This is a genomic window from Nesterenkonia sp. LB17, from assembly GCF_022565915.1.
Classification (GTDB): Bacteria; Actinomycetota; Actinomycetes; order Actinomycetales; family Micrococcaceae; genus Nesterenkonia.
In genome coordinates this window covers 255150-276072 of record NZ_JAJOYX010000001.1, presented here as the reverse complement: position 1 = coordinate 276072, position 20923 = coordinate 255150, and the positions used below count along the sequence as shown (strand labels likewise).

19 protein-coding genes, 1 tRNA gene and 1 riboswitch are annotated in these 20923 nt (G+C 69.0%); of the genes, 13 read left to right on the top strand and 7 right to left on the bottom strand.

Translation table 11 applies throughout. The annotated features are described in order from the left end of the window. Window positions 1-5: 5 nt before the first annotated feature. Together LTH96_RS01275 and LTH96_RS01270 are read right to left on the bottom strand one after the other, a co-directional pair. Entirely contained in the window at window positions 6-1388 is a 1383-nt protein-coding gene (locus LTH96_RS01275) for a glycine--tRNA ligase (protein ID WP_241463802.1), read from the bottom strand. An 83-nt stretch (window positions 1389-1471) separates the two neighbouring features. Further along, complete coding sequence (locus LTH96_RS01270) at window positions 1472-2473, bottom strand: DMT family transporter (RefSeq protein ID WP_241463800.1); 1002 nt, start codon at window positions 2471-2473, stop codon at window positions 1472-1474. A gap of 62 nt (window positions 2474-2535) precedes the next feature. Between LTH96_RS01270 and LTH96_RS01265 the strand changes: the two genes are divergently transcribed. The 4 genes from LTH96_RS01265 to LTH96_RS01250 all read left to right on the top strand — a co-directional run bounded on the left by LTH96_RS01265 (window position 2536) and on the right by LTH96_RS01250 (window position 6024). Beyond that, window positions 2536-2781, top strand: coding sequence for an RNA-binding S4 domain-containing protein (locus tag LTH96_RS01265; protein ID WP_241463798.1), 246 nt, complete (start codon window positions 2536-2538; stop codon window positions 2779-2781). A 156-nt stretch (window positions 2782-2937) separates the two neighbouring features. Beyond that, window positions 2938-4023: a glycosyltransferase family 4 protein gene (locus tag LTH96_RS01260; RefSeq protein WP_342357783.1), complete on the top strand. Its 1086-nt coding sequence runs from the start codon at window positions 2938-2940 to the stop codon at window positions 4021-4023. Then, a complete protein-coding gene (locus LTH96_RS01255; RefSeq protein ID WP_241463794.1) occupies window positions 4020-5045 on the top strand; it encodes a hypothetical protein in 1026 nt (341 codons plus the stop codon). The genes LTH96_RS01260 and LTH96_RS01255 overlap by 4 nt, the downstream gene beginning before the upstream one ends. A gap of 4 nt (window positions 5046-5049) precedes the next feature. After that, window positions 5050-6024, top strand: a complete 975-nt coding sequence (locus LTH96_RS01250) for a glycosyltransferase family 2 protein (RefSeq protein WP_241463793.1) — start codon at window positions 5050-5052, stop codon at window positions 6022-6024. Here the strand turns inward: LTH96_RS01250 and LTH96_RS01245 are convergent. Then, complete coding sequence (locus LTH96_RS01245) at window positions 6011-6670, bottom strand: alpha/beta hydrolase (RefSeq protein ID WP_241463792.1); 660 nt, start codon at window positions 6668-6670, stop codon at window positions 6011-6013. The two genes, LTH96_RS01250 and LTH96_RS01245, sit on opposite strands and share 14 nt — an antisense overlap. A 95-nt stretch (window positions 6671-6765) precedes the next feature. Here LTH96_RS01245 and LTH96_RS01240 point away from each other — a divergent pair, with 95 nt between their 5' ends. Then, the gene (locus LTH96_RS01240) at window positions 6766-7656 is read left to right on the top strand and encodes an SGNH/GDSL hydrolase family protein (protein ID WP_370642664.1); all 891 of its coding nucleotides are present in this window, start codon (window positions 6766-6768) and stop codon (window positions 7654-7656) included. Window positions 7657-7702: 46 nt separating this feature from the next. On the opposite strand, the gene LTH96_RS01235 is transcribed toward LTH96_RS01240, so the two are convergent. The 3 genes from LTH96_RS01235 to LTH96_RS01225 form a co-directional block, all read right to left on the bottom strand. Continuing rightward, window positions 7703-8833 carry a homoserine O-acetyltransferase gene (locus tag LTH96_RS01235; RefSeq protein WP_370644353.1) on the bottom strand — a complete coding sequence of 377 codons (1131 nt, stop codon included), beginning with the start codon at window positions 8831-8833 and terminating at the stop codon, window positions 7703-7705. Window positions 8834-8848: 15 nt separating this feature from the next. Further along, window positions 8849-10261: an O-acetylhomoserine aminocarboxypropyltransferase/cysteine synthase family protein gene (locus LTH96_RS01230; RefSeq protein WP_241463791.1), complete on the bottom strand. Its 1413-nt coding sequence runs from the start codon at window positions 10259-10261 to the stop codon at window positions 8849-8851. 131 nt (window positions 10262-10392) lie between these two features. After that, a riboswitch (SAM riboswitch) is annotated at window positions 10393-10525 on the bottom strand. A gap of 92 nt (window positions 10526-10617) precedes the next feature. Beyond that, window positions 10618-11601: a linear amide C-N hydrolase gene (locus tag LTH96_RS01225; protein WP_241463790.1), complete on the bottom strand. Its 984-nt coding sequence runs from the start codon at window positions 11599-11601 to the stop codon at window positions 10618-10620. 93 nt (window positions 11602-11694) lie between these two features. On the opposite strand from LTH96_RS01225, the gene LTH96_RS01220 reads away from it, so the two are divergent. After that, entirely contained in the window at window positions 11695-13200 is a 1506-nt protein-coding gene (locus LTH96_RS01220; protein ID WP_241463789.1) for an FAD-binding oxidoreductase, read from the top strand. On the opposite strand, the gene LTH96_RS01215 is transcribed toward LTH96_RS01220, so the two are convergent. Beyond that, entirely contained in the window at window positions 13175-15220 is a 2046-nt protein-coding gene (locus LTH96_RS01215; protein WP_241463788.1) for an FAD/NAD(P)-binding domain-containing protein, read from the bottom strand. The two genes, LTH96_RS01220 and LTH96_RS01215, sit on opposite strands and share 26 nt — an antisense overlap. A 139-nt stretch (window positions 15221-15359) precedes the next feature. Between LTH96_RS01215 and LTH96_RS01210 the strand changes: the two genes are divergently transcribed. The 7 genes from LTH96_RS01210 to paaA all read left to right on the top strand — a co-directional run bounded on the left by LTH96_RS01210 (window position 15360) and on the right by paaA (window position 20918). Next, window positions 15360-15451, top strand: a tRNA-Ser gene (locus tag LTH96_RS01210). 132 nt (window positions 15452-15583) lie between these two features. Next, window positions 15584-16624, top strand: a complete 1041-nt coding sequence (locus tag LTH96_RS01205) for an NAD-dependent epimerase/dehydratase family protein (protein WP_241463787.1) — start codon at window positions 15584-15586, stop codon at window positions 16622-16624. 165 nt (window positions 16625-16789) lie between these two features. After that, entirely contained in the window at window positions 16790-17251 is a 462-nt protein-coding gene (gene paaI, locus LTH96_RS01200) for a hydroxyphenylacetyl-CoA thioesterase PaaI (protein WP_241463786.1), read from the top strand. A gap of 4 nt (window positions 17252-17255) precedes the next feature. After that, the gene (locus LTH96_RS01195) at window positions 17256-18587 is read left to right on the top strand and encodes an AMP-binding protein (RefSeq protein ID WP_241463785.1); all 1332 of its coding nucleotides are present in this window, start codon (window positions 17256-17258) and stop codon (window positions 18585-18587) included. A 21-nt stretch (window positions 18588-18608) separates the two neighbouring features. After that, window positions 18609-19229 carry a TetR/AcrR family transcriptional regulator gene (locus tag LTH96_RS01190; protein ID WP_241463784.1) on the top strand — a complete coding sequence of 207 codons (621 nt, stop codon included), beginning with the start codon at window positions 18609-18611 and terminating at the stop codon, window positions 19227-19229. Window positions 19230-19427: 198 nt separating this feature from the next. After that, window positions 19428-19712, top strand: a complete 285-nt coding sequence (locus tag LTH96_RS01185) for a DUF3253 domain-containing protein (protein WP_241463783.1) — start codon at window positions 19428-19430, stop codon at window positions 19710-19712. A 186-nt stretch (window positions 19713-19898) separates the two neighbouring features. Further along, window positions 19899-20918, top strand: a complete 1020-nt coding sequence (gene paaA / locus LTH96_RS01180) for a 1,2-phenylacetyl-CoA epoxidase subunit PaaA (RefSeq protein ID WP_241463782.1) — start codon at window positions 19899-19901, stop codon at window positions 20916-20918. Window positions 20919-20923 lie beyond the last annotated feature (5 nt).

Below are 20923 nucleotides of genomic sequence, written 5' to 3'. Positions count from 1 at the left end.
CCGACTCAGCCGAGCAGCTTCACCGCCAGGTAGGACTGGACCTTGTCCAGCGAGACCCGCTCCTGGGTCATCTCATCACGGTCGCGGATGGTGACCGCCTGATCCTCGAGGGTGTCGAAGTCCACCGTGATGCAGAACGGGGTGCCGATCTCGTCCTGGCGACGGTAGCGGCGTCCGATGGCGCCGGAGTCGTCGAAGTCGATGTTCCAGTGCTGGCGCAGCTGCTGGGCCAGGTCCTGGGAGACCCCGGCGAGCTCGGGCTTCTTCGACAGCGGCAGCACCGCGGCCTTCACCGGGGCCAGCTTCGGGTGCAGCTTGAGCACGGTGCGGGTGTCCACTCCGCCCTTGGTGTTCGGCGCCTCGTCCTCGGTGTAGGAGTCCACCAGGAAGGCCATCATCGCGCGGGTCAGGCCGAAGGACGGCTCGATCACGTAAGGGGTGTAGCGGGTCCCGCTGGCCTGGTCGAAGTACTGCAGCTTCGCGCCGGAGGCCTCGGTGTGGGAGTTCAGGTCATAGTCGGTGCGGTTGGCCACGCCCATGAGCTCGCCCCAGGCAGAGCCGGCGAAGTCGAAGCGGTATTCCAGGTCGATGGTGCCGGCCGAGTAGTGCGCGCGCTCATCTTCGGGCACGTCGAACTTGCGCAGGTTCTCCGGGTTCAGACCGAGGTCGATGAACCAGTTGTAGCAGGCGTCCACCCAGTGCTTGAACCATTCATCGGCCTCATCCGGGTGGGTGAAGTACTCGATCTCCATCTGCTCGAACTCGCGGGTCCGGAAGATGAAGTTGCCCGGGGTGATCTCGTTGCGGAAGGCCTTGCCGATCTGGCCGATGCCGAAGGGCGGCTTCTTCCGGGCCGAGGTCACCACATTGTTGAAGTTCACGAAGATGCCCTGGGCGGTCTCGGGCCGCATGTAGTGCAGCCCCTCCTGGTCATCCACCGGGCCCAGGAAGGTCTTCATCAGGCCGGAGAACTGCTGCGGCTCGGTCCATTTGCCGGGCTGGCCGGTCTCGGGGTCGCGGATGTCGGCGAGGCCGTTCTCCGGCGGGTGCCCATGCTTGGCCTCATAGGCCTCGATCAGGTGATCGGCGCGGTAGCGGCGGTGCGTGTGCAGCGACTCGACCAGCGGGTCGGAGAACGTCTTGACGTGGCCCGAGGCGTGCCAGACGGCCTGCGGCAGGATGATCGCGGAGTCCAGGCCGACCATGTCGCCGCGGCCGCGGATGAAGGTCTGCCACCATTCGGCCTTGATGTTCTCCTTGAGCTCGGTGCCCAGGGGTCCGTAGTCCCAAGCAGAGCGGGTGCCGCCGTAGATCTCTCCCGACTGGAACACGAAGCCGCGGCGCTTCGCCAGGGAGATGACTTTGTCGAGTGCGGTCTCTTTGGCCATGTGGCAGATACACCTCAGGTAGAACGGGGATGAACACAGATTGCGTCAGCTTATCGCGCGCACGCACCGGGTCCGAAAGCGGGTCAGTCTCTGGACTTCGGCCGCGGGCGACCGCGCAGGATGTCGGGCAGCGACGCGAGTATCACCGCGATCAGGGTCAGCCCGGTGCCCAGCACGGTGGCGGTGGTGACCAGCGAGCCGGGCGTGGGCAGCAGCACGTCGAGCAGCAGCGAGCCCAGCAGCTGGCCGGCGATCATGCCCATCGCGGCGATCAGCACCCCGACGCGGGTGACCAGCAGCGCGCCCAGGGCGATGAAGATGATTCCCAGCGGCCCGCCCAGGTAGTGCCACCAGGTCAGCGACAGGGCTGGCTCCACCCCGCTGACCAGGGCCTTGCCCGCCCAGACCAGCAGCAGGAACAGCGTGCCGGCGAGGAAGTTGAACAGCGTCCCCGGCGCCGGGGAGGCGTAGGCCGCAGAATGGCGACCGTTGATCGCCTGCTGGGCCGCCTGCAGGAAGCCGCCGGAGAGCGGCAGCAGCACCAGCGCCAGCCAGGCCGGCCCCTGCCCGGAGGCGGCCAGCTGCGGGGAGACCGCCCACAGCACGGCCAGCACGGTCAGCGCCGCGCCGCCGACCCGGAACGGGTTCAGCCGCATCCGCCCGGCAGGCCCCAGCCCGATCCGGTCCCAGAGCAGTCCGCCCAAGGTCTGTCCGGTGACCACGGCCACGGTGAACACGGCCACGCCGATCAGCCCGATGGTCAGCGTCTGGGTGAGCACGAAGTAGGCGCCCACGCAGCCGGCCAGGAAGTACCACCAGCGAATCCGCCCCTCCCGCACCGCCGGGGCCACCCGGGCGATGGCCCGTCGGCCACGGCCTGTGCCGAAGGTCACCAGGACCAGGATGATGCTGCCCACACTGAAGCTGATGGTCGCCGCGAGCACCGGGTCCCCGATCTCGGTGGTCAGCGCGGCATTGACCCGCCCCTGGGCGGGGATCGCCGCACCCGAGGCGAGCATCAGCAGAAGCAGGAAGACCCAGACCAGCGGGGAGCGGGGGCCCGCTGCGGGCTCGGCAGAACTCATGGGCTCACCTTATCCAGACCGCTCCCCCACGCTTCACCGGGCGCGCATGACAGACTTGGGCCATGAGCCGAGAAGTGTCTGAGATCCCGATCCGCGATGAGTCCATCCGTCTGGGTCAGCTGTTGAAGCTGGCCGGGGTGGTCGAGAACGGGGCGATCGCCCGCGAGGTGATCGACTCCTCCGGTGTCCGCGTCGACGGCGAGGTGGAGACCCGCCGCGGCGCTCAGATCAAGCGCGGACAGCTCGTGGAGTTCGACGGCGAGCCCTTCGGCCTGCCAGCCGCGCGACTCATGCCCGTTCAGGGCTGACGGGGCTGAATCCGCCTCCCTGAAACCGCGTGTACAGTGCCTCTATGGGCCGGGTGCGCGCGTGTGCGCCGGGCCTCACATGACATTTTCTGCGAGGTGCCTGCCGGTCTGAGATGACCGGCGCCGGGGGGCTGCGTCTCGCCCTGTGAACTAGGGGTGCGGTTGCGCATTTGCATCATCGCTTCGAGCCAGTTTCCCATTCGGGAACCCTTCGCCGGGGGGCTCGAGGCCTTTACACACACGGTGGCAAAGAAGCTCATCGGCAGAGGTCATTCGGTGACGCTGTTCGCCGCAGGCGGCAGCGACCCGGAGCTCGGCGCCCAGATGCTCCTCCCGGAGCGGCTGGAGCTGACCGCCGCTGCCCGCTCTGACGTGGGCGCGATGCCGGCGGACTGGATGCAGCAGCACCACGCTTATCTCGGCCTGATGCTGCGACTGGCGGAGTCCAAGGACTTCGACGTGGTCCACAACAACTCGCTGCACCACCTTCCGGTCGCGCTGTCATCGTTGATCCCGATGCCGGTGCTCACCACCTTGCACACTCCACCGACCCCATGGTTGGAGTCCGCGATGAACTACGCCGCGCCCTCCTCGGTGTTCACCGCCGTGAGTTCCGCCACGGCCAAGGCCTGGGCGAGCTCAGTGGCGTCCAGCGTGATCCCCAACGGCGTCGACACCGACGTGTGGCATCCCGGCCCTGGCGGCGACGGATGCGTCTGGACCGGGCGCCTGGTGCCCGAGAAGGCCCCGCATCTGGCCATCGACGCGGCGCGCGCCGCCGGTCGCAGCATCACCCTGGCGGGCCCCATCATGGACCGCAGCTACTTCGAGGGTCAGGTCGAGCCCCGGCTCGGCGACGACGCGGTGCATGTGGGGCATCTGCGCCACGCTGAACTGGTCGAGCTCGTGGGCTCCTCCGCAGTGGCCGTGGTCAGCTCCCAGTGGGATGAGCCCTACGGCCTGGTGGCGGCTGAAGCCATGTCCTGTGGGACGCCTGTCGCGGCCTTCCCGCGCGGCGGGCTGGTAGAGATCGTCACCGAATCCTCCGGGGCCCTCGCCGCGGACGGGTCGGTGGCCGCCCTCGCCGAGGCGATCACCCGGGCCGCACGCTGCGATCGCACCCAGGTCCGCCAGCGCGCCGAAGGAGATCTCTCGCTGGAGCGGATGGTCGACGAGTACGAGCAGCTCTACACCCAGATGGCTATGGAAGCCTCCCCGCAGCCCAGCGCATCAGCGCGATGATCGGCTGGTACATCCACCATCAGGGCCGCGGACACCTTCACCGCGCCAGCGCCGTGGCTCATGCCGCCGCCGCGCGCGGGGTCCGCATCACGGGGGTCTCCTCGCTGCCCCCGCCCGCCGACTGGCCGGCGGACTGGCTCCAGCTGGACCGCGATGACGCCCCCGACCCGGACGACGGCGGCAGGTTCCGCGAACCCACCGCCGGCGGCGCGCTGCACTGGGCCCCCCTGCACCACTCCGGGCTGCGCCGGCGCAGCGCGCAGGTCTCGGCCTGGATCGATCACGCCGCACCTGAGCTGCTCGTGGCCGATGTCTCGGTGGAGATCGCACTGCTCGCCCGGCTCCACGGGATCCCGGTGGTCACCGTGGCGCTGCCCGGCGACCGCAGCGATCCTGCGCATCGGCTGGGCTATTCGATCTCCTCGGCCGTGGTGGGGATGTGGCCCGCGCAGGCCACCGAGATCCTCGCCGGGGCACCCGACGTCCAGGCGCTGGGCGGGCTCTCCCGCTTCACCCCGGACGGGACCCCGGTTGAGAATCAGCAGCTCGAGGTCCTGGTGCTCAGCGGAGGCGGCGGCGGCGCGGTGAGCGCCGCGGCGATCGCCCAGCTGCGCCGGACCCTGCCGCAGGCGCGACTGCGCATCCTGGGCGGCGAGTCCTCCTGGGAGGCCGACCCCTGGCCGCTGCTGAAGCGCGCCGACCTGGTGCTCACTGCGGCCGGGCAGAACTCCATCGCCGAGGTCGCCGCCAGCCGCACCCCCGCGCTGGTCACCGCGCTGGACCGTCCCCACCAGGAACAGGCCCATATGCTCGCCGCACTCGAACGCGGCCCCTGGCCGGCGGTCCGCGCCCCCGCGCCCGACGACGACGCCGGCTGGGACCGGGCCGTGGCGCATACGCTCAGCCTCGACGGTGCGGACTGGACCAGCTGGTGCGACGGCGCTGCCGCGGACCGGTTCGCAGCGCTGCTTCACTCGATGCTCGCCCCCACGCGCAGGACCTCGCCGACGGCACCGAGGTGACCCGATGAGCAGGCCCAGCCCCACAGGACCACCCAGCCCCACCGGACCATCCAGCTCCCCGGGACCTTCCAGCCGACCCAGGACGACACCGCGCGCCGTCGTGGTCACCGCCGTCCATTCCCGGCACACCCATCTGCGCCGTCAGCGCACCGCGCTGGCACTCAGCGATCAGTCCCCGGTGGCGCACGTGGTGGTGGCCATGGAGGACCCGCAGATCAGCGCGCAGCTGGCGGTGGATCAGCCGACCAGCAACAGTCGGGCCAGCGACAGCGCGGCCCGGGCCGACGCCGGGCTGTCCACCCAGGTGCTGGAGATTCCGCGCAGCTCAGGCCGGCTGCCGCTCGCCGCGGCCCGGAATCTGGGCGCCGCACGGGCCCTCGAGCAGCTCAGCGGACCCGATGACCTGCTGATCTTCCTGGATGTGGACTGCATCCCGGACCCCGGACTGATCAGCGCATACATCGAGGCCTCGCGGCTGCGGCCCGAGGATCTGCTCTGCGGACCGGTGGCGTATCTGCCCGAGCTCCCCGGGGAGGTGCTCGACGCGGCCACGGCAGATCAGCTCGCCGAGTGGGCCGCGCCGCATCCGGCACGGCCGGCACCGGCACCCGGGGAGATCCTCACCCATGGAGAGCATGCGCTCTTCTGGTCATTGTCCTTCGCGGTGCGCCGGATCGTCTGGGAACGGATCGGCGGATTCGACGAGGCCTATACCGGCTACGGCGCCGAGGACACCGACTTCTCCTGGCGGGCCAGAGCTCGCGGAGTCGAGCTGACCTGGGTGGGAGGGGCCTGCGCCTACCACCAGCACCATCCGGTCTCCCGGCCGCCGGTGGAGCATCTCACCGACATCCTGCGCAACGGTGCCATCTTCGCGGACCGGTGGGGACACTGGCCGATGGAGGGCTGGCTGCAGGAGTTCGAACGGCTGGGGCTGGTACGGCGCGACGGTGAGGACTGGGTGCTCAGCGAGAGTTGAGCACCGTGTGGGTCAGGAACTCCCCCACGTGACTGATCTCCTGCGGCACGACGCCGTGCCCGGCCCCGGCGTAGAGCACCTTGGTCAGCTTCACCGACTTGGTCGCCCAGCCGTGGGTGTACTCCACATGCTCCGCCGGAATGATCGGATCCTCCTGGTCGCGGCCCCAGAAGAACGGCACCTTCGCGGAGGCCAGCGCCTCGTCGTCGAAGTAGTCCTCGATCCCCTCTCCTCGGGTGGGGTCCACGGCGAAGCCGGAGAGCCCGACGACGGTGGCGAACTCCTCAGGCCGGCTGCGCAGCAGCGAGGTGGCGACCGCCATCCCCATGGAGAATCCGAGCAGGCTCACCGAGCTGTGCTGGTCCTTGACCGCGGCGATCCACTCCCAGAGATCCTCCACCGCCTCGCGTGCGGCCGATGACGAATAGGCCAGCCGCTCGACATCCAGGTCGAACCAGGTGTAGCCGCCGACCTCCATCTTCACCGGCGCGCGCACGGAGGCATAGGTGAAGCCGGCGGGCAGCCCGGGGACCAGTCCCATCAGGTCCTGCTCGTGGGAGCCGTAGCCGTGGAGCAGCACCACCAGCGGGGTGCCGGCGCGGTCCTCGGGTTCGCGGGACCAGGCGACGTGCGGTGAGGCAGACATGAAATGACCTTTGCGTGACGGGAAGGGTGACTGACCCACTCTAATCAGCCCATGGGTGGATGCATGAAGAGGGGGTGGTCAGCGACAATGTCCGGGTGAACGAAACTGATGAGACCCTCGAAACACCAGACCTGCCCGCCGACGCCGAGATCGCTGAGACTCCGCGGCACCCCTGGACCCGCTACGTGGCCCTGGGGGACTCCTTCACCGAAGGCATCGGGGATCCCGATCAGACCCGACCGGGCTACCACCGCGGCTGGGCGGACCGAGTGGCTGAGGAGCTGGCCCTCGGTGCCGCCGCCGTGGAAGGTTCTCCCAAGTTCTCCTACGCCAACCTGGCGGTGCGCGGAAAGCTCATCGGTCAGATCCGAGACGAACAGCTCGCCCCGGCCCTGGAGCTGCGCCCGGACCTGATCACCCTGTGCGCCGGCGGCAATGACGTGATCCGGCCCGGCGGGGACCCCGATGAGACCGCCAGGATCCTGGACACCCTGGTGCAGATCCTGACCACCACTGGGGCCACCATCGTGCTGTTCAACGGCCCCGATGTGCGCGAGACCCCGGTGGTCGGCTCGATCCGCGGGAAGGTGGCGATCTTCAACGAGAACGTGCGCACCATCGCGGCCCGGCATGACGCCGTGGTCGCCGATATGTGGTCCCTACGCGAGCTGACCCGCCCGGAGATGTGGGACGACGACCGGCTGCACTTCTCCGCGCTGGGCCACCACACGATCGCCCGCATGGTGTTGGAGACGATGAACGTCGAGCACGATCTCAAGCCCTCGGAGCCGCGCCCGGTTCCGGTGCGGAGCTGGCGTGCGGCCCGGGTGGATGACGCCGTCTGGGCGCGCCACCACCTCTTCCCCTGGGTGGTCCGGCGGCTCCGCGGGAGGTCCTCCGGGGATGGGATCTACGCGAAGCGACCGACCTTCGAGCCGCTCTTCGGCGGGTCCATGCCCCCGGGTGGCGGCGTCGACGACGCCTGAGCCGCCGGAGGTTCAGAGGCGCAGGAGGTTCAGAGCCGCCGGAGGTTCAGAGGCGCAGGGGCGCGCGGCTCCCCAGCTGGAGAGTCTCCCGCATGGCGTCGCCGAGCTGCTCCGCGCTGGTGAGGAATCCGTCGTGGCCGATCGGAGAGTCGATCATGTGCACCTGATGGTCCCCGGGGATCGCGTCGGCGATCTCCTGGGACTGTTTCGGGAAGTACAGCCGGTCCGTGGTCACGGCCGCCAAGAACGGCACGGCGGTGACCCCGGCGAGCGCCTGGTCCACTCCCCCGCGTCCGCGGCCGACGTCGTGGCTCATCAAGGCCTCGGCGAGGACGATGTAGGCGTTGGGGTCGAAGCGCTGGAGCAGCTTCTCCGCCTGGTGGTCCAGGTAGGACTCCACCTGGTAGCGACCGCGCCTGCGCTGGGACCAGCCGACGGGGTCTTCCATGCCCTGGGCGGAGCGGCCGAAGCGCACCGCCAGCTCGTACTCCGCGCGGTAGGTGATGTGCGCGATCCGGCGCGCCAGTCCCAGCCCGGCCTGCGGCGCCGGGCCGCCGTAATAGTCGCCGCCGGCGAAATGGGGATCGTTCTCCACAGCCAGCACCTGGGCCTGGCCGAAGGCGATCTGCTCCGCGGTGGAGGCCGCTCCGCAGGCGAAGACGGCCACGCCTTCGACCATCTCCGGGTAGGTCACGGCCCATTCCAGCGCCCGGGCGCCTCCCATGGATCCGCCGATCACCGTGTGGAACTTCCGAATGCCCAGGGCATGAGCCAGCCGGGCTTCGAGATGCACGGAGTCGCGAATGGTCACGAAGGGGAATCGGGAGCCGTAGGGCTTCCCCTCGGGATCCAGGGAGGCGGGTCCGGTGGAGCCGTAGCAGCCACCCACCATGGCCGGGGCGATCACGAACCACCGCTCGGTGTCGATCGGGCGGCCCGGTCCGAGCAGCCCTTCCCACCATCCGACGGAGGCATCCGCCGCGGTGGCGGCGACGTGGGAGTCACCGGTGAGGGCGTGGGCGACCAGGACGGCGTTGCTGCCGTCCTCGTTCAGCGTGCCCCAGGTCTCGTAGGCGAGGGTGACTTCGGGCAGCCGCCCGCCGGCCTCGAAGGTGTACGCGCCGACCTCAGCGGTCTTCAACGCACCGGCGGGCCTGTTCCCAAAGTCATTCAGCACCTGATCACCCTAACCTCAGACCGCCGCTGCGGTTTCTTGCTTCGTCACATTGTCCGCGCCGGCCTCCGCTGCCGCGTTCACAGCGCCCTGGGCGGCCTTCTCGAAGCCCTGGTCCAGATCGGCGATGATGTCGTCGATATGCTCCAGGCCCACCGAGAGCCGGACCAGTCCGGGCTTGACTCCGGCGGCGCGCTGCTCGGCGTCGCTGAGCTGGCTGTGCGTGGTCGAGGCGGGGTGGATCACCAGGGAGCGGACGTCGCCGACATTGGCCACCAGCGAGTGCAGCTCCAGCGCGTCCACGAAGGCCTGGCCCGCCCGGGCCTGACCTGAAGCGCCGTGGGCTGCTCCTCCGGCGAGCTCGAAGGACAGCACCGCCCCGGATCCGCGGGGCAGGTACTTCTGAGCGCGCTCGAAGCAGGGGCTCGAGGGCAGACCGGAGTAGTAGACCCGTCGCACGGCGTCATGGGCCTCCAGGTACTCGGCGACCTTCTGCGCGTTCTCGACATGGCGTTCGATCCGCAGCGAGAGGGTCTCCAGCCCCAGGTTGATCTCGAAGGCGTTGTGCGGGGACAGTGCCGGACCGAGGTCGCGCAGCAGCTGGACCCGGGCCTTGAGAATGAAGGAGAGGTTGACCCCGAAGATCCCGTCGGCGCCGAGATCCCGGCCGAAGACCAGCCCGTGGTAGCTCTCGTCCGGGGTGGAGAAGCCGGGGAAGCGCTCCGGGTGGGCGAAGTAGTCGAAGCGCCCGGAGTCCACGATCACCCCGGCGATGGCCGTGCCGTGGCCGCCGAGGAATTTGGTGGCCGAGTGCACGACGACGTCGGCGCCGAAGTCGATCGGCTTGATCAGGTATGGGGTGGTCAGCGTGGAGTCGATGATCAGCGGTGCCCCGAACTCATGCGCCACCGAGGCGACGCCTTCGATGTCCAGCACGTCCCCGCGCGGGTTCGCCACGGATTCGCCGAAGAAGGCGACCGTGTTCTCCCGGGTGGCGGCGCGCCAGGATTCCAGGTCATCGGGGTCCTCCACGAAGGAGACTTCGATGCCGAACTTCGGCAGGGTGTGCTTGAAGAGGTTCTGTGTGCCGCCGTAGAGGGTGGGTGAGGCGACGATGTGGCTGCCGGCCGAAGCGATGTTCAGCAGCGCCAGCGTGGTGGCAGCCTGTCCGGAGCCGACGGCGAGCGCCCCGACTCCGCCTTCGAGGGCGGCGATCTTATCCTCCACCGCCTGGACGGTGGGATTGCCGATGCGCGAGTAGATCGGGGCGATCTCCTCGAGTCCGAAGCGGCGCGCGGCGGCGGCGGTGTCCGGGAAGACGAAGGAGGTGGTCTGCTGGATCGGCAGCGCCCGTGCTCCGGTGACCGGGTCGGGGGCGACTCCGGCATGGATCTGCTGGGTCTCGAACTGCCAGGTGTTCTCGTTGCTCAAAGGATTCTCCGTTCAATGCGGCCCAGGAACTGGGCCGGATGTGAACGTCGCTGCCGGTGATCGAGCTTCCGGCGCTGAATCCTGTACGGCCCTGTCCTGAGGACTGGGATGTTGGGCCCGCACTGGTGTGTGGCCCGCGCTTGCTGAGTGAGTCGGTGAATTGCTTCACTGACTGTTTCAGCCAGGTCGTCACCCGGGGCACCCCACCGCGAACTGGAGGGTTGCCGGCCAGCAAACCGGGGTTTTGCGCTGGCACTCTTGACCTAGGACCAAGTCTGCATCGCGGAATGCTTCCTTGCAAGTGCGGGCCAGGGGTCGGGTTCGCAGTTCGTCATGTTCGGCCACACTGCCGCGAGTCACTCCGGCCCGAGGAACGCGAACGGCTCCGCGGGCTCGAAGAGATCACTGACGTCGCCGGCGTGGCCGTCGGGCGGGCCATCAGCAAGATCCATGCGGCGGACACCTGAGCCTTCTCGCAGGTCGAGTCGGTCCAGGGACACCCAGATGACGCTGGGCCGCAGCGCGGAGTCGAAGAAGTAGCGACGGTCCTTGTGGTCCGCCACGGTGCGCCACTGGGTCGAGGAGATGTTCGGCTGCCCCGGAGTGCTGATCCCGTAGGGGACCGACGCGTTGCGGATCACCCCGAACACCGCCGCGGTCGCGATGGTGCGGTCTTCCACCTGCGGCACCGCGTTGATGTAGAAGCTTGCCCGGACATAGCGGTCGGCGGCGCGATTGGTGCCCGGGAGCATGACGGTACCGCCGATGCCGCGCCAGTAGGTGTCGATCGCCAGCTGTTGAGCGAAGGGCGGTGAATTGGTCATGACCTGGTGGGTGCGGTCGTGGTGTATCTGCAGCGTCCCGTCCAGGTACTCACAGATGGCGCTGTCCCCGGAGGCATCCGAGATCGACAGGTGCATGGTCGCCTGGCGCGGCTGCCCTGGCACGCCGGCGGTGACCACGGCGAAGTCTTCACGGGCGAGTGATTCGACCGCCTCCGTCACGGTCGCGAAGCTGTCCAGCACGTACTGGGCCCAGGCGCCGAGGGAGAGCTTCGGCCGGGCATCGTCGAGCCCCGGGTAGCGCGACTCGACCAGCCACAGGGCATTGGCGACCAGCCCCCGCTCGTTCATCCCATCGGTGGTCGAGATGTCATAGCCGGAGGCGATCACGCTGCCATAGCGGGACGTCCAGGTCAGCGACTCCGACCCGGCTCCTCCCTCGCGCGGCAGCCCCCGGGGGAAGACCCACAGATTCGTCCCCAGGTCGGCGTTCCAGTCCATGGAACGGGCCGTCAGCACACGATCCTGCTCGCCCAGGTAGACCACACGTGTGCACATCAGACTGGCCTCTCACCGAACCTGGGCTCCAACTGGGCCTCAGTGTGTCGGAGGCCATATCCGGAGGTCAACCCTGACCTAGACTCACCTTTCATGAGTGCCTCCGACAATGACGTCCTGACAGCCCTGCGCAGCGCCTTCACGCCGGGCACCTTGACCACCGACGCCGCGGAGCTCGACGCCCACGCGGTCGACCAGGGGCCGCTGGAGCATTGGCAGGTGCACCCGCCGCTCGCCGTGGTCTTTGCTGAATCGACGCAGGACGTCCAACTGCTGGTGCGACTCTCCTGCGAGCATGGCTTCGCGCTGATCACCCGCGGGGCTGGGACTTCCGTCTCCGGCGGGGCGAACTCCACCGAGGGTTCGGTGGTGCTGAACCTGACCCGGATGAACCAGATCCTGGCGATGCGACCCGAGGATGAGGTCGCCGTCGTCGAACCGGGCGTGATCAACGCCGACCTCAACGCCGCCGCCGCAGAACACGGGCTGATGTACGCCCCGGATCCGGCGAGCTACCGCACCTCCACCATCGGCGGCAATGTCGCCACCAACGCCGGCGGGCTGCGCTGTGCGAAGTACGGGGTGACCCGCGATTCGGTGCTTGCCCTGGACGTGGTGCTCGCCGACGGCACGCTGATCCACACCGGACAGGCCACCTTCAAGGGCGTCGCCGGCTATGACCTGACCAGCCTGTTCGTCGGCTCCGAGGGGACCCTCGGCATCGTCGTCGGGGTCACCGTGCGGCTGCGCCACCTGAGTGCGCACACCGAGACCATCGCCGCGTTCTTCGACGAGCTGACCACCGCCGCCCAAGGGGTCCTGGACATCGGCAGGGCCCGGGTGCAGCCGGCGATCACGGAGCTGCTGGATCGCCGCACCATGCTCGCCCTGGATGAGGCGCAGGGCTCGGACCTGGCCCAGCGCGGAGACACGCTGCTGCTGATCCAGACCGACGGCCACGGTGCTGCCATCGAGGCCGAGATCATCCGTGAGGTGCTGCGAGCACTCGGCGCCCTGGTCAGCGACCCCGGCTCCACCGAGTCCGAGCGGCTGATCGAGCTGCGCCGGCACGCCCGCGGCGACGGAATCGTCAACGAGGTGCGCGTGGGCGAAGACGTCGCGGTCCCGCGGTCGCGGCTGGTGGACTACATCCGCGCCATCGAAGACCTCGCCGAGGAGCACCAGGTCCAGCTCAAGGTGGTCGCGCACGCCGGGGACGGCAACCTGCACCCCACCTTCAGCGTCCCCAGCTCAGAGCTCGGCACCGACACCGGCACCGGCACCGGCACCGGCACCGAGACAAGACCCGACGACGACGCGGCCTCCCCCGCACAGCCCGAGGCCGCCCCCGTGACGATCGACGCCACCGAGGGCGGCCTCCCGACCTCGGCCGTCTCGCGGCTGCATGCTGCCCTGGACGGTTCGGTCCGGCTGGCACTGGAGATGGGCGGGACCATCACCGGGGAGCACGGGATCGGCACCTATAAGCTGCGCTGGCTGGACTGGGAGCAGTCCGCCGAGGTGATCGCGCTGCAGCGCCGGATCAAGGACGTGTTCGATCCGGAGCGCCGGCTCAATCCTGGGCGGGCGATCCTGTAGCCGCGCCGCCCGGACCGAAAAGGACCGCGCGGGCCGCGGCGTCGGCGTCGGCGAGGGATCGCGCGGAGGAATCGCCATCTCCGCCGGCCTCCGCGGCGATGGCGGTGCCCCATTGGACCGAGCTGAGCTGCAGGCCCAGCACGTAGATCTCTTCCGGCTCGGCGCGGTCCGCCGGGATCAGCCGATGTGGAAGTCGCGTGACGTCGAAGCCCTTGCCCGCCCGCGGCGCCCCGGAGGCGTCCACGAGTTCGCGCGGCCGGGCGAGGCCGCTGCGCAGCAGTCCCGCCACCAGGGGCGAGCGCGAGAGCTGGATCCGATTGGCGGGCATCATCGCCTCAAGCAGCCAGCGCGCCTGGTACGCCGGCGCGGCCACGGCCGGGGATTCGGCGGTGTAGAAGCCGGTCTCGCGGTCCACGTCGAAGATCGGGTCGGGTCCCAGGAACTCCACCACCCCGGCGCGGGTCAGGGCGGCGAGCTCCTCGATCCGCTGCAGCGGCGGGCCGCTGGCCAGGCCCTCCACCAGGGACTCGAACCAGCCCTCGATCTCGCTGATCTGGCTGGACTGGGAGACCCGGCCCTGGCTGATCAGCGCCTTGACCTCCATCCGGGCCAGGTGCAGCGCACCGATGGCCATCTTCACCGGGCTGCGCGCTCCGGCGGCGGAGGTGGCCGCGTCATCCTCGAGGTAGGCGCTCATGTGCTGCTGGTACTGCTCGGCGGACTCGAAGGTCAGCCCGCCGAAGGGCCTGCCCAGCGAGCGGATGTCGAACCAGAGGACATCCGGGGCGAGCTCGCGCAGCAGCCGCTGACCACGGGTCTGCAGCACCGCCTCGCCCAGGTGGGTGTCCGCGAGCAGCTCCTGAAGCGCGGCTTCGAAACCGGCGCGGAAGAGCTCCGGGGCGAGCTCCACCAGGGTCCGGTAATAGGTGCGCAGCACGTCGCGCTGGATCAGCGGCCAGAGGTGGGCTGAGAAGTCGAGCAGGTCGTGGCGCCGTTCGGCCTCGGCCACCGCCTCGGGGCTGAGGTGGTGCAGCGTGATGCCGACGGGCGCGAACCCGGGCGCCTCGGTGAGCGCGGTGGACTTGGCTCGATACGGGGTGCCGCGCCGGGACCCGGCCACCAGGTGCGGCTCGTCCCCGGTGGCGAGGTATTCCAGGCGCTGCCCGGCGGGGTGGTCGGCGTGTTCGTGGAACACTCCGCCGCGGCCCACGCTGGCCTGGATCATCAGGTCGAAGAAGTTCAGCCCCATCCCGCGGACCAGCACGTTCTCCCCGGCGGGCAGCGAGTAGTAGTCCACCTCGGTGGGGATCGCCGGCGGCTGGTAGTGCAGCCCGAGCTGCTCGGCCACCTCGGTGAAGTGTTCACCGGACTCGTTCAGCCCGGCAGGTATGTGACCCAGCGCCAGCACCACCTGGTCGGCGCGGAGCCGATCATCCCGGGGCGGGTCGGCGTCGTCGTCGTCGGGGCGCAGCCTCAGCTCATACCCGGAGTCGGCGCGGCGCAGCTCGGCGACCTCCGCGGAGATGTGCTCGACGCTGATCCCGGGATGGCGCGCAAGTGCCGCGCAGACCTCGGTGTGCAGCCAGGTGAGGTACTGCCCGTAGGCGGCGCGGGTGGGGTAGTCGGTGTCGGTCCCGCCATGGTCGATCCCCTTCAAGACGGGCGGCTCGAAGCCGTCGGCGCGCACCGAGGTGGCGGTCTCCTCGGCCTCATGCTCGTGCCGCCACTGGGCGAAGGAGCGGGAGACCGACGACGAGGCCAGCTGGGCCTGAGTCGCGCCGACGGGCGCTGCGGTGGGGAAGCTGGCGGGGGTGTTCATCAGGTACAACGGGGACTGCTGCGGGTTCCAGACCCGGCCGGGCCCGTGTGGGGCGGGGTCTATGACCAGGACGCGCAACCGGGATGCCTGGGCGTCGGGCGTGCCGCGCTCCACCGCCGCCAGCAGCCGTTCCAGGAAGGAGGTGCCGCGGGGCCCGGCACCGATCAGCGCGACTCTGCGTTCCTCGGTCTGGCGGGGCATGGGTGGCGTGTTCTCCTGGTGCATTCCTCGGCTGTCTCGTCCCGTCCAGAGTACTGCGAGCGCACGCTTTGTCAGTTTCCCAGCCGAACCGCTAGTCTAGACGGGCGCATGAGAACGGTTCGCCGAATTCGTGGGCACAGGAGGCGTGCCAGAGCGGCCGAATGGGCTTCACTGCTAATGAAGTGTCCGCCTCAAAGCGGACCGGGGGTTCAAATCCCCCCGCCTCCGCCATTGTGAGAAGAACCCCCGTCGGGAGAGATCCGGACAGGGGTTCTTCTGCGTCCCGCGCAGGTGCTCACTGACATCGAGACTTGTGGCCCGCGTCGATCACCGCATCCTGCGGGAAATCGCTAGGCTCGGACCATGACTGCCTCCGCCGCCCCGCTCCCCGCCGACTCACCCACCCCGCGCGCCGTGCTGCTGGGCTGCGGCGACGTCGGCACGCGGATCGGCCATCGACTTCTGGACCAGGGCTGGAACGTCTCGGGATGGCGCCGCAGCCCGGAGCGTCTGCCCGCCTCCTTCGACGGCACGGCCGTGGACCTCACCGAGGAATCCACGGTCCCGGCCCCGCCGGCCGACACCACGGCGGTGGTCTTCTCGCCCGCCGCCGGCAGCCGCGATCCGCAGCGCTATGAGCAGGTCTACCTGCGCGGGCTCGAAACGGTGCTGGACCGCATCACGCAGGCAAACCTCGCCGAGACTGTGCAGGTGCTGCTGGTGTCCTCCACCTCGGTCCTCGGCGACGCCTCGGGGCGACTGGACGAATCTGCGCCGCTGACCCCCGCCGGCCCGACGGGTGAGATCCTTGCCCGCACCGAGCAGCTTCTGCAGAAGTGGCGGGACGCCGGCGCTGAGTCCTCGGCCCGCTCGCGCAGCGGGATCCTGCGACTCTCCGGCATCTATGGTCCGGGCCGAGATCGGCTCATCAAACAGCTGCGCTCCGGTTCCGTGGGTGAAGCCGCAGATCAGGACGCCCATGAGGCCTGGAGAATCTCAAATCGGATCCATTCCGACGACGCCGCGCGGGCCGCCGTCGAGCTGTTGACCTCCGCGGCCCCGCCGGAACTGGTGCTGGGCGTGGACAAGCTCCCGGTGCCCCTGGGCGCGGTGCACAACTGGATGGCTGACCAGCTCGAGCTCCCCCGCCCGTGGAGCGATCCGAGGCTCGATCCCCAGGTGCTGGATTCGATGCCGCTGAACTCGCCGGTCCGCCATCACGCGGACTCCCCGTCTGGCTCCGTCCTGACCGATTCCAGCCCGTCGGGGGAGGACCTGTTCGACTCAGCGCTGCTCGGCGCGGGCCATGGCAAGGCGCTGGACGGGTCGCTGCTGCACCGCCTGCTCGGCGAGCTGCTGCATCCCGATTTCCGTTCGGGCTACACCGCCGCGCTGCGCGAGTAGCGAACCCCGGGCGGGCGTCGAGCCGCACCCGGTCACCGGGTACCCTCCATCGCCCATGCCGGGCCAACAGGTGGACCGACCCGAGCTGTGCTTGACATCACATCCGTTCCGGTGCTTCAGTTGACTTACCGACCAATCGGTCTGGAAATGCGATGAGGAGCACCGATGACTGAGTCCACCCAACTCGCCCCCGAGGGCCTGAACTCGAGCACCGCAGGTCGCCCTCGACATCGGATGCTGGACAACGATCGAGCCTCCGAGGCTCTCGGCATCGTGGTCCTCACAGCTGACCCAGGCCACGCTCGGATCAGCATGGTGATCCGCGAAGACATGACCAACGGCTTCGACATCGCCCACGGGGGAATGCTCTTCGCCCTGGCCGACACCTGCTTCGCCATGGCCTGCAACCACCCGAGCCTCGATGAGGGCACCATCACCGTGGCCTCCGGCGTCGACATCAACTTCTTGAAACCAGCTCTGCTCGGCGAGACGATCATCGCCGAGGCGATCGGAGTGGCCAACACAGGACGCAGCGGCGTCTACGACGTGACCATCACCCGGGGAGAAGACCTCCTCGGCGTGTTCCGCGGCCGCTCGCGCACCATCGCCTCCCCCGGAAAGAAGTGACCCGATGAGCATCCTCAACACCGAAATCACCGCGATCCCCGCAACCGACCCCGGTCTGCCCGATACCGAGGAGCTGATGAGCCGCGAGGAGATCGAGGCGCTCCAGCTCACCCGGCTGCAGCAGACCCTGCGCCATGCCTACGACAACGTCGCGGCCTACCGCGAGCTCTACGACGCCCACGGCGTCGGCCCCGATGACCTGCAGACGCTCGAGGACCTGGCCAAGTTCCCCTTCACGGACAAGGAGTTCCTCCGCGCGGCCTACCCGTTCAAGGCCTTCGCCGTGCCGATGGAACAGGTCCGCCGGGTGCACGCCTCCTCCGGCACCACCGGGCGCCCGACGGTGGTCGGCTACACCGATGCGGACATCGACAGCTGGGCGACTCTGCTCGCCCGCTGCCTGCGCTACTCCGGGGTGCGCCCGGGAGACCTGGTGCACAACGCCTACGGCTACGGCCTGTTCACCGGCGGCCTGGGCGCCCACTATGGGATCGAGAAGCTCAAGGCGACCGTGATCCCGATGTCCGGGGGGCAGAGCGAGAAGCAGGTCCAGCTCATCCAGGACTTCAAGCCCCGGGTGATCCTATGCACTCCGACCTACCTGTTGGCGCTGGCAGATTCCTTCCGCGCCGCTGGCGTGGACCCCAAGGACACCTCGCTGGAGGTCGCCGTGCTCGGCGCCGAACCGTGGACGGACAGGATGCGCCACGAGATCGAGCAGACCTTCGCGTTGAAGGCCTGCGACATCTACGGACTCTCCGAGGTGATGGGCCCGGGCGTCGCCGGTGAATCAGTGGAGCGCCAGGACGGCTCGACCATCTGGGAGGACCATTTCCGCCCGGAGATCATCGATCCGATCAGCGAGGAGGTGCTGCGCACCGGCGAGCACGGCGAGCTGGTCTTCACCACGCTGACAAAGCAGGCGCTGCCGATGATCCGCTATCGCACCCACGACCTGACCCGGCTGCTGCCGGGCTCCGAACGTCCCGGGCACCGACGGATGGGCCGGATCACCGGACGCAGCGACGACATGATCATCCTGCGCGGGGTCAACCTCTTCCCGTCCCAGATCGAGGAGATCGCCCTGGAGATCAAGGAGCTCTCCCCGCACTTCCAGCTGCGTCTGGCCCGACCGGGAAAGATGGATGAGATGACCGTGCACATCGAGCGGCGCGCGGAGACCTCCGCCGAGGACGCCGAGACAGCAGGAGCTGTGCTGGCTCGGCAGATCAAGGTCAAGGTCGGCTCCAGCTGCAAGATCAGCGTGGAGGAGCCAGGGTCCCTGGGTCGCTCCTCGGGCAAGCTGCGCCGGATCTATGATCAGCGGCCCCAATAGTCACCCGACTAGGGTGGAGTCATGACCCCCACTTCGACGACGGCGTCCGCCTCCCGCCGGGGCCGCCCCGGCTATGACCGCGAGGGGCTCATCACCGTCTGTGTCGAGACCTTCAACCGCCATGGCTACGAGGCCACCTCGATGGGCGCGCTCTCCCGCGAGCTGGGCATCTCCAAGTCGGCGATCTACCACCACGTGAGCTCCAAAGAGGAGATCCTCGACATCGCGCTGAACCGATCACTCGCCGAGCTGGAGCGGGTGATCACCGAGGCTGAGGCGCTGGACGCCTCCGCGGTGGCCGAGCTGGAGATGATCCTGAGCGAATCGGTGAAGGTGCTGACCACTTCATTGCCCTATGTGACGCTGCTGCTGCGGCTGCGCGGGAACTCCGAGATGGAGGTCAAGGCGCTGCAGCGGCGCCGCGAGATCACCCTGCGCATCGCAGACCTGATCAGGCAGGCCCAGAACGACGGTGACCTGCGTCAGGACATCGACGCCCGCACCGCCTCGCGTCTGGCCATGGGCACGATCAACTCGATCGTGGACTGGTACCGCCCTGTCGGCGGCGCCCCGGACGCGGCCCTGGCCGAGACCGTGAAGCAGATAATCCTCGGGGGACTGCGCACGGCCGAGCGGCCCTGAGTCACACCAGGACATAGTGCCGCCGCCTGCGCGGCCATCGATGAGGCGATCGCCGAGTCAAGTCACAAGGGGCCTGCCCAGAGTCAGTAGTCACAGAAGCGCGCAGCCCCGTCCATGCTTTTCGGAGCATCGACGGGGCTTTTCGCCGCCCGCCTGCGCCAGATCTCCCAGACGCCATGGATGCGGGAGACTGAGGCCATGGACGAGCCCCGCCCCGCGGCGTCAGACCGCGATATGGAGAACGCGATCCTCGACCTGCTCGCGAAGCGGGCCGAGACGGCGACGATCTGCCCCTCCGAGGCTGCGCGCGCAGTCGCCGGCGAGGACTGGCGAGACCAGATGGACGCCGCACGGGCAGCGGCTCGACGTCTCGAGGCCGCCGGCGTCGTGGAGATCACCCAACGAGGCACAGCGGTCGACCCCGCGACCGCACGTGGGCCTATCCGTATCCGCCGACGCCCGCCAGACACGGACACGCGTTGATCCAGAAGACCAGACGGCGTCGGCGCCGCGGTCCGGCGCACTCGCCCGGCTGCGGTGAGAACGCCTGTTCCAACCGCGCCGACCCCAGCCATCTCACCCTTCTCGCAGCCAAGTGTTGACCGTCACATCTCCAGTGCTATACTGAACGAACGGTCGGTAAATAATGCGACGGAATAGAGGATGACCATGTCACCCGAGAACCACCAGCACGCTCCCCTGCACCTCGCCGACGAGAGCGACGCCGCTGCGGCGCTCGCCGAGGCAGAGTCCGGGCAGAACCGCTTCGACGAGATCATCGCCGAGGACTCCCGCGTCGAACCGCGGGACTGGATGCCCGAGTCCTACCGGAAGTCACTGGTGCGCCAGGTCTCCCAGCACGCGCACTCCGAGATCATCGGCATGCAGCCTGAGGGCAACTGGATCTCCCGCGCCCCCAGCCTGAAGCGCAAGGCGATCCTGATCGCCAAGGTCCAGGACGAGGCAGGCCACGGGCTCTACCTCTACTCCGCCGCCGAGACCCTCGGCCGCCCCCGCGAAGAGATGTATGACCAGCTCTACAGCGGCAAGGCCAAGTACTCGTCGATCTTCAACTACCCGGCCCGTACCTGGGCGGACATCGGCGCGATCGGCTGGCTGGTCGACGGCGCAGCGATCGTCAACCAGGTGCCGCTCTGCCGCGCCTCCTATGGCCCCTATGGCCGCGCCATGGTGCGCATCTGCAAGGAGGAATCCTTCCATCAGCGCCAGGGCTGGGAGATCCTCTACTCGCTCTCCCACGGCACCGAGGCGCAGCACCAGATGGCCCAGGAGGCCGTGAACCGCTTCTACGGTCCGGCGCTGCAGATGTTCGGCCCCCCGGACGGGGACTCCCCGAACTCCCAGCAGTCCATGGCGTGGAAGATCAAGCGCTTCACCAACGATGAGCTGCGCCAGCGCTTCGTCGACATGCTGGTCCCCCAGGTCGAGGCACTCGGCCTCACCCTTCCGGATCCCGAGCTGAAGTGGAACGAGGAGCGCGGCCACTACGACTTCGGCGACCTGGACTGGGACGAGTTCTTCGCCGTCATCAAGGGCAACGGCCCGCTGAGCCGGCAACGCCTGGAGCACTACCGCAAGGCCCGCGACGAAGGGGCATGGGTCCGCGAAGCCGCGACCGCCTACGCCAACCGTCAGTCCCAGGACCAGGCCGCCCTCATCGGCGCCTGAGTCCC

What these genes read in the sequence shown, in the direction of transcription:
- LTH96_RS01255 (WP_241463794.1), top strand. Translation starts at nt 4,020, where the DNA reads ATGATCGGCTGGTACATCCACCATCAGGGCCGCGGACACCTTCACCGC.
- paaA (WP_241463782.1), top strand. Translation starts at nt 19,899, where the DNA reads ATGTCACCCGAGAACCACCAGCACGCTCCCCTGCACCTCGCCGACGAG.
- LTH96_RS01220 (WP_241463789.1), top strand. Translation starts at nt 11,695, where the DNA reads ATGAGTGCCTCCGACAATGACGTCCTGACAGCCCTGCGCAGCGCCTTC.
- LTH96_RS01270 (WP_241463800.1), bottom strand. Translation starts at nt 2,473, where the DNA reads ATGAGTTCTGCCGAGCCCGCAGCGGGCCCCCGCTCCCCGCTGGTCTGG.
- LTH96_RS01195 (WP_241463785.1), top strand. Translation starts at nt 17,256, where the DNA reads ATGAGCATCCTCAACACCGAAATCACCGCGATCCCCGCAACCGACCCC.
- LTH96_RS01265 (WP_241463798.1), top strand. Translation starts at nt 2,536, where the DNA reads ATGAGCCGAGAAGTGTCTGAGATCCCGATCCGCGATGAGTCCATCCGT.
- LTH96_RS01205 (WP_241463787.1), top strand. Translation starts at nt 15,584, where the DNA reads ATGACTGCCTCCGCCGCCCCGCTCCCCGCCGACTCACCCACCCCGCGC.
- LTH96_RS01275 (WP_241463802.1), bottom strand. Translation starts at nt 1,388, where the DNA reads ATGGCCAAAGAGACCGCACTCGACAAAGTCATCTCCCTGGCGAAGCGC.
- LTH96_RS01225 (WP_241463790.1), bottom strand. Translation starts at nt 11,601, where the DNA reads ATGTGCACACGTGTGGTCTACCTGGGCGAGCAGGATCGTGTGCTGACG.
- LTH96_RS01250 (WP_241463793.1), top strand. Translation starts at nt 5,050, where the DNA reads ATGAGCAGGCCCAGCCCCACAGGACCACCCAGCCCCACCGGACCATCC.
- LTH96_RS01215 (WP_241463788.1), bottom strand. Translation starts at nt 15,220, where the DNA reads ATGCCCCGCCAGACCGAGGAACGCAGAGTCGCGCTGATCGGTGCCGGG.
- LTH96_RS01190 (WP_241463784.1), top strand. Translation starts at nt 18,609, where the DNA reads ATGACCCCCACTTCGACGACGGCGTCCGCCTCCCGCCGGGGCCGCCCC.
- LTH96_RS01185 (WP_241463783.1), top strand. Translation starts at nt 19,428, where the DNA reads ATGGACGAGCCCCGCCCCGCGGCGTCAGACCGCGATATGGAGAACGCG.
- LTH96_RS01245 (WP_241463792.1), bottom strand. Translation starts at nt 6,670, where the DNA reads ATGTCTGCCTCACCGCACGTCGCCTGGTCCCGCGAACCCGAGGACCGC.
- paaI (WP_241463786.1), top strand. Translation starts at nt 16,790, where the DNA reads ATGACTGAGTCCACCCAACTCGCCCCCGAGGGCCTGAACTCGAGCACC.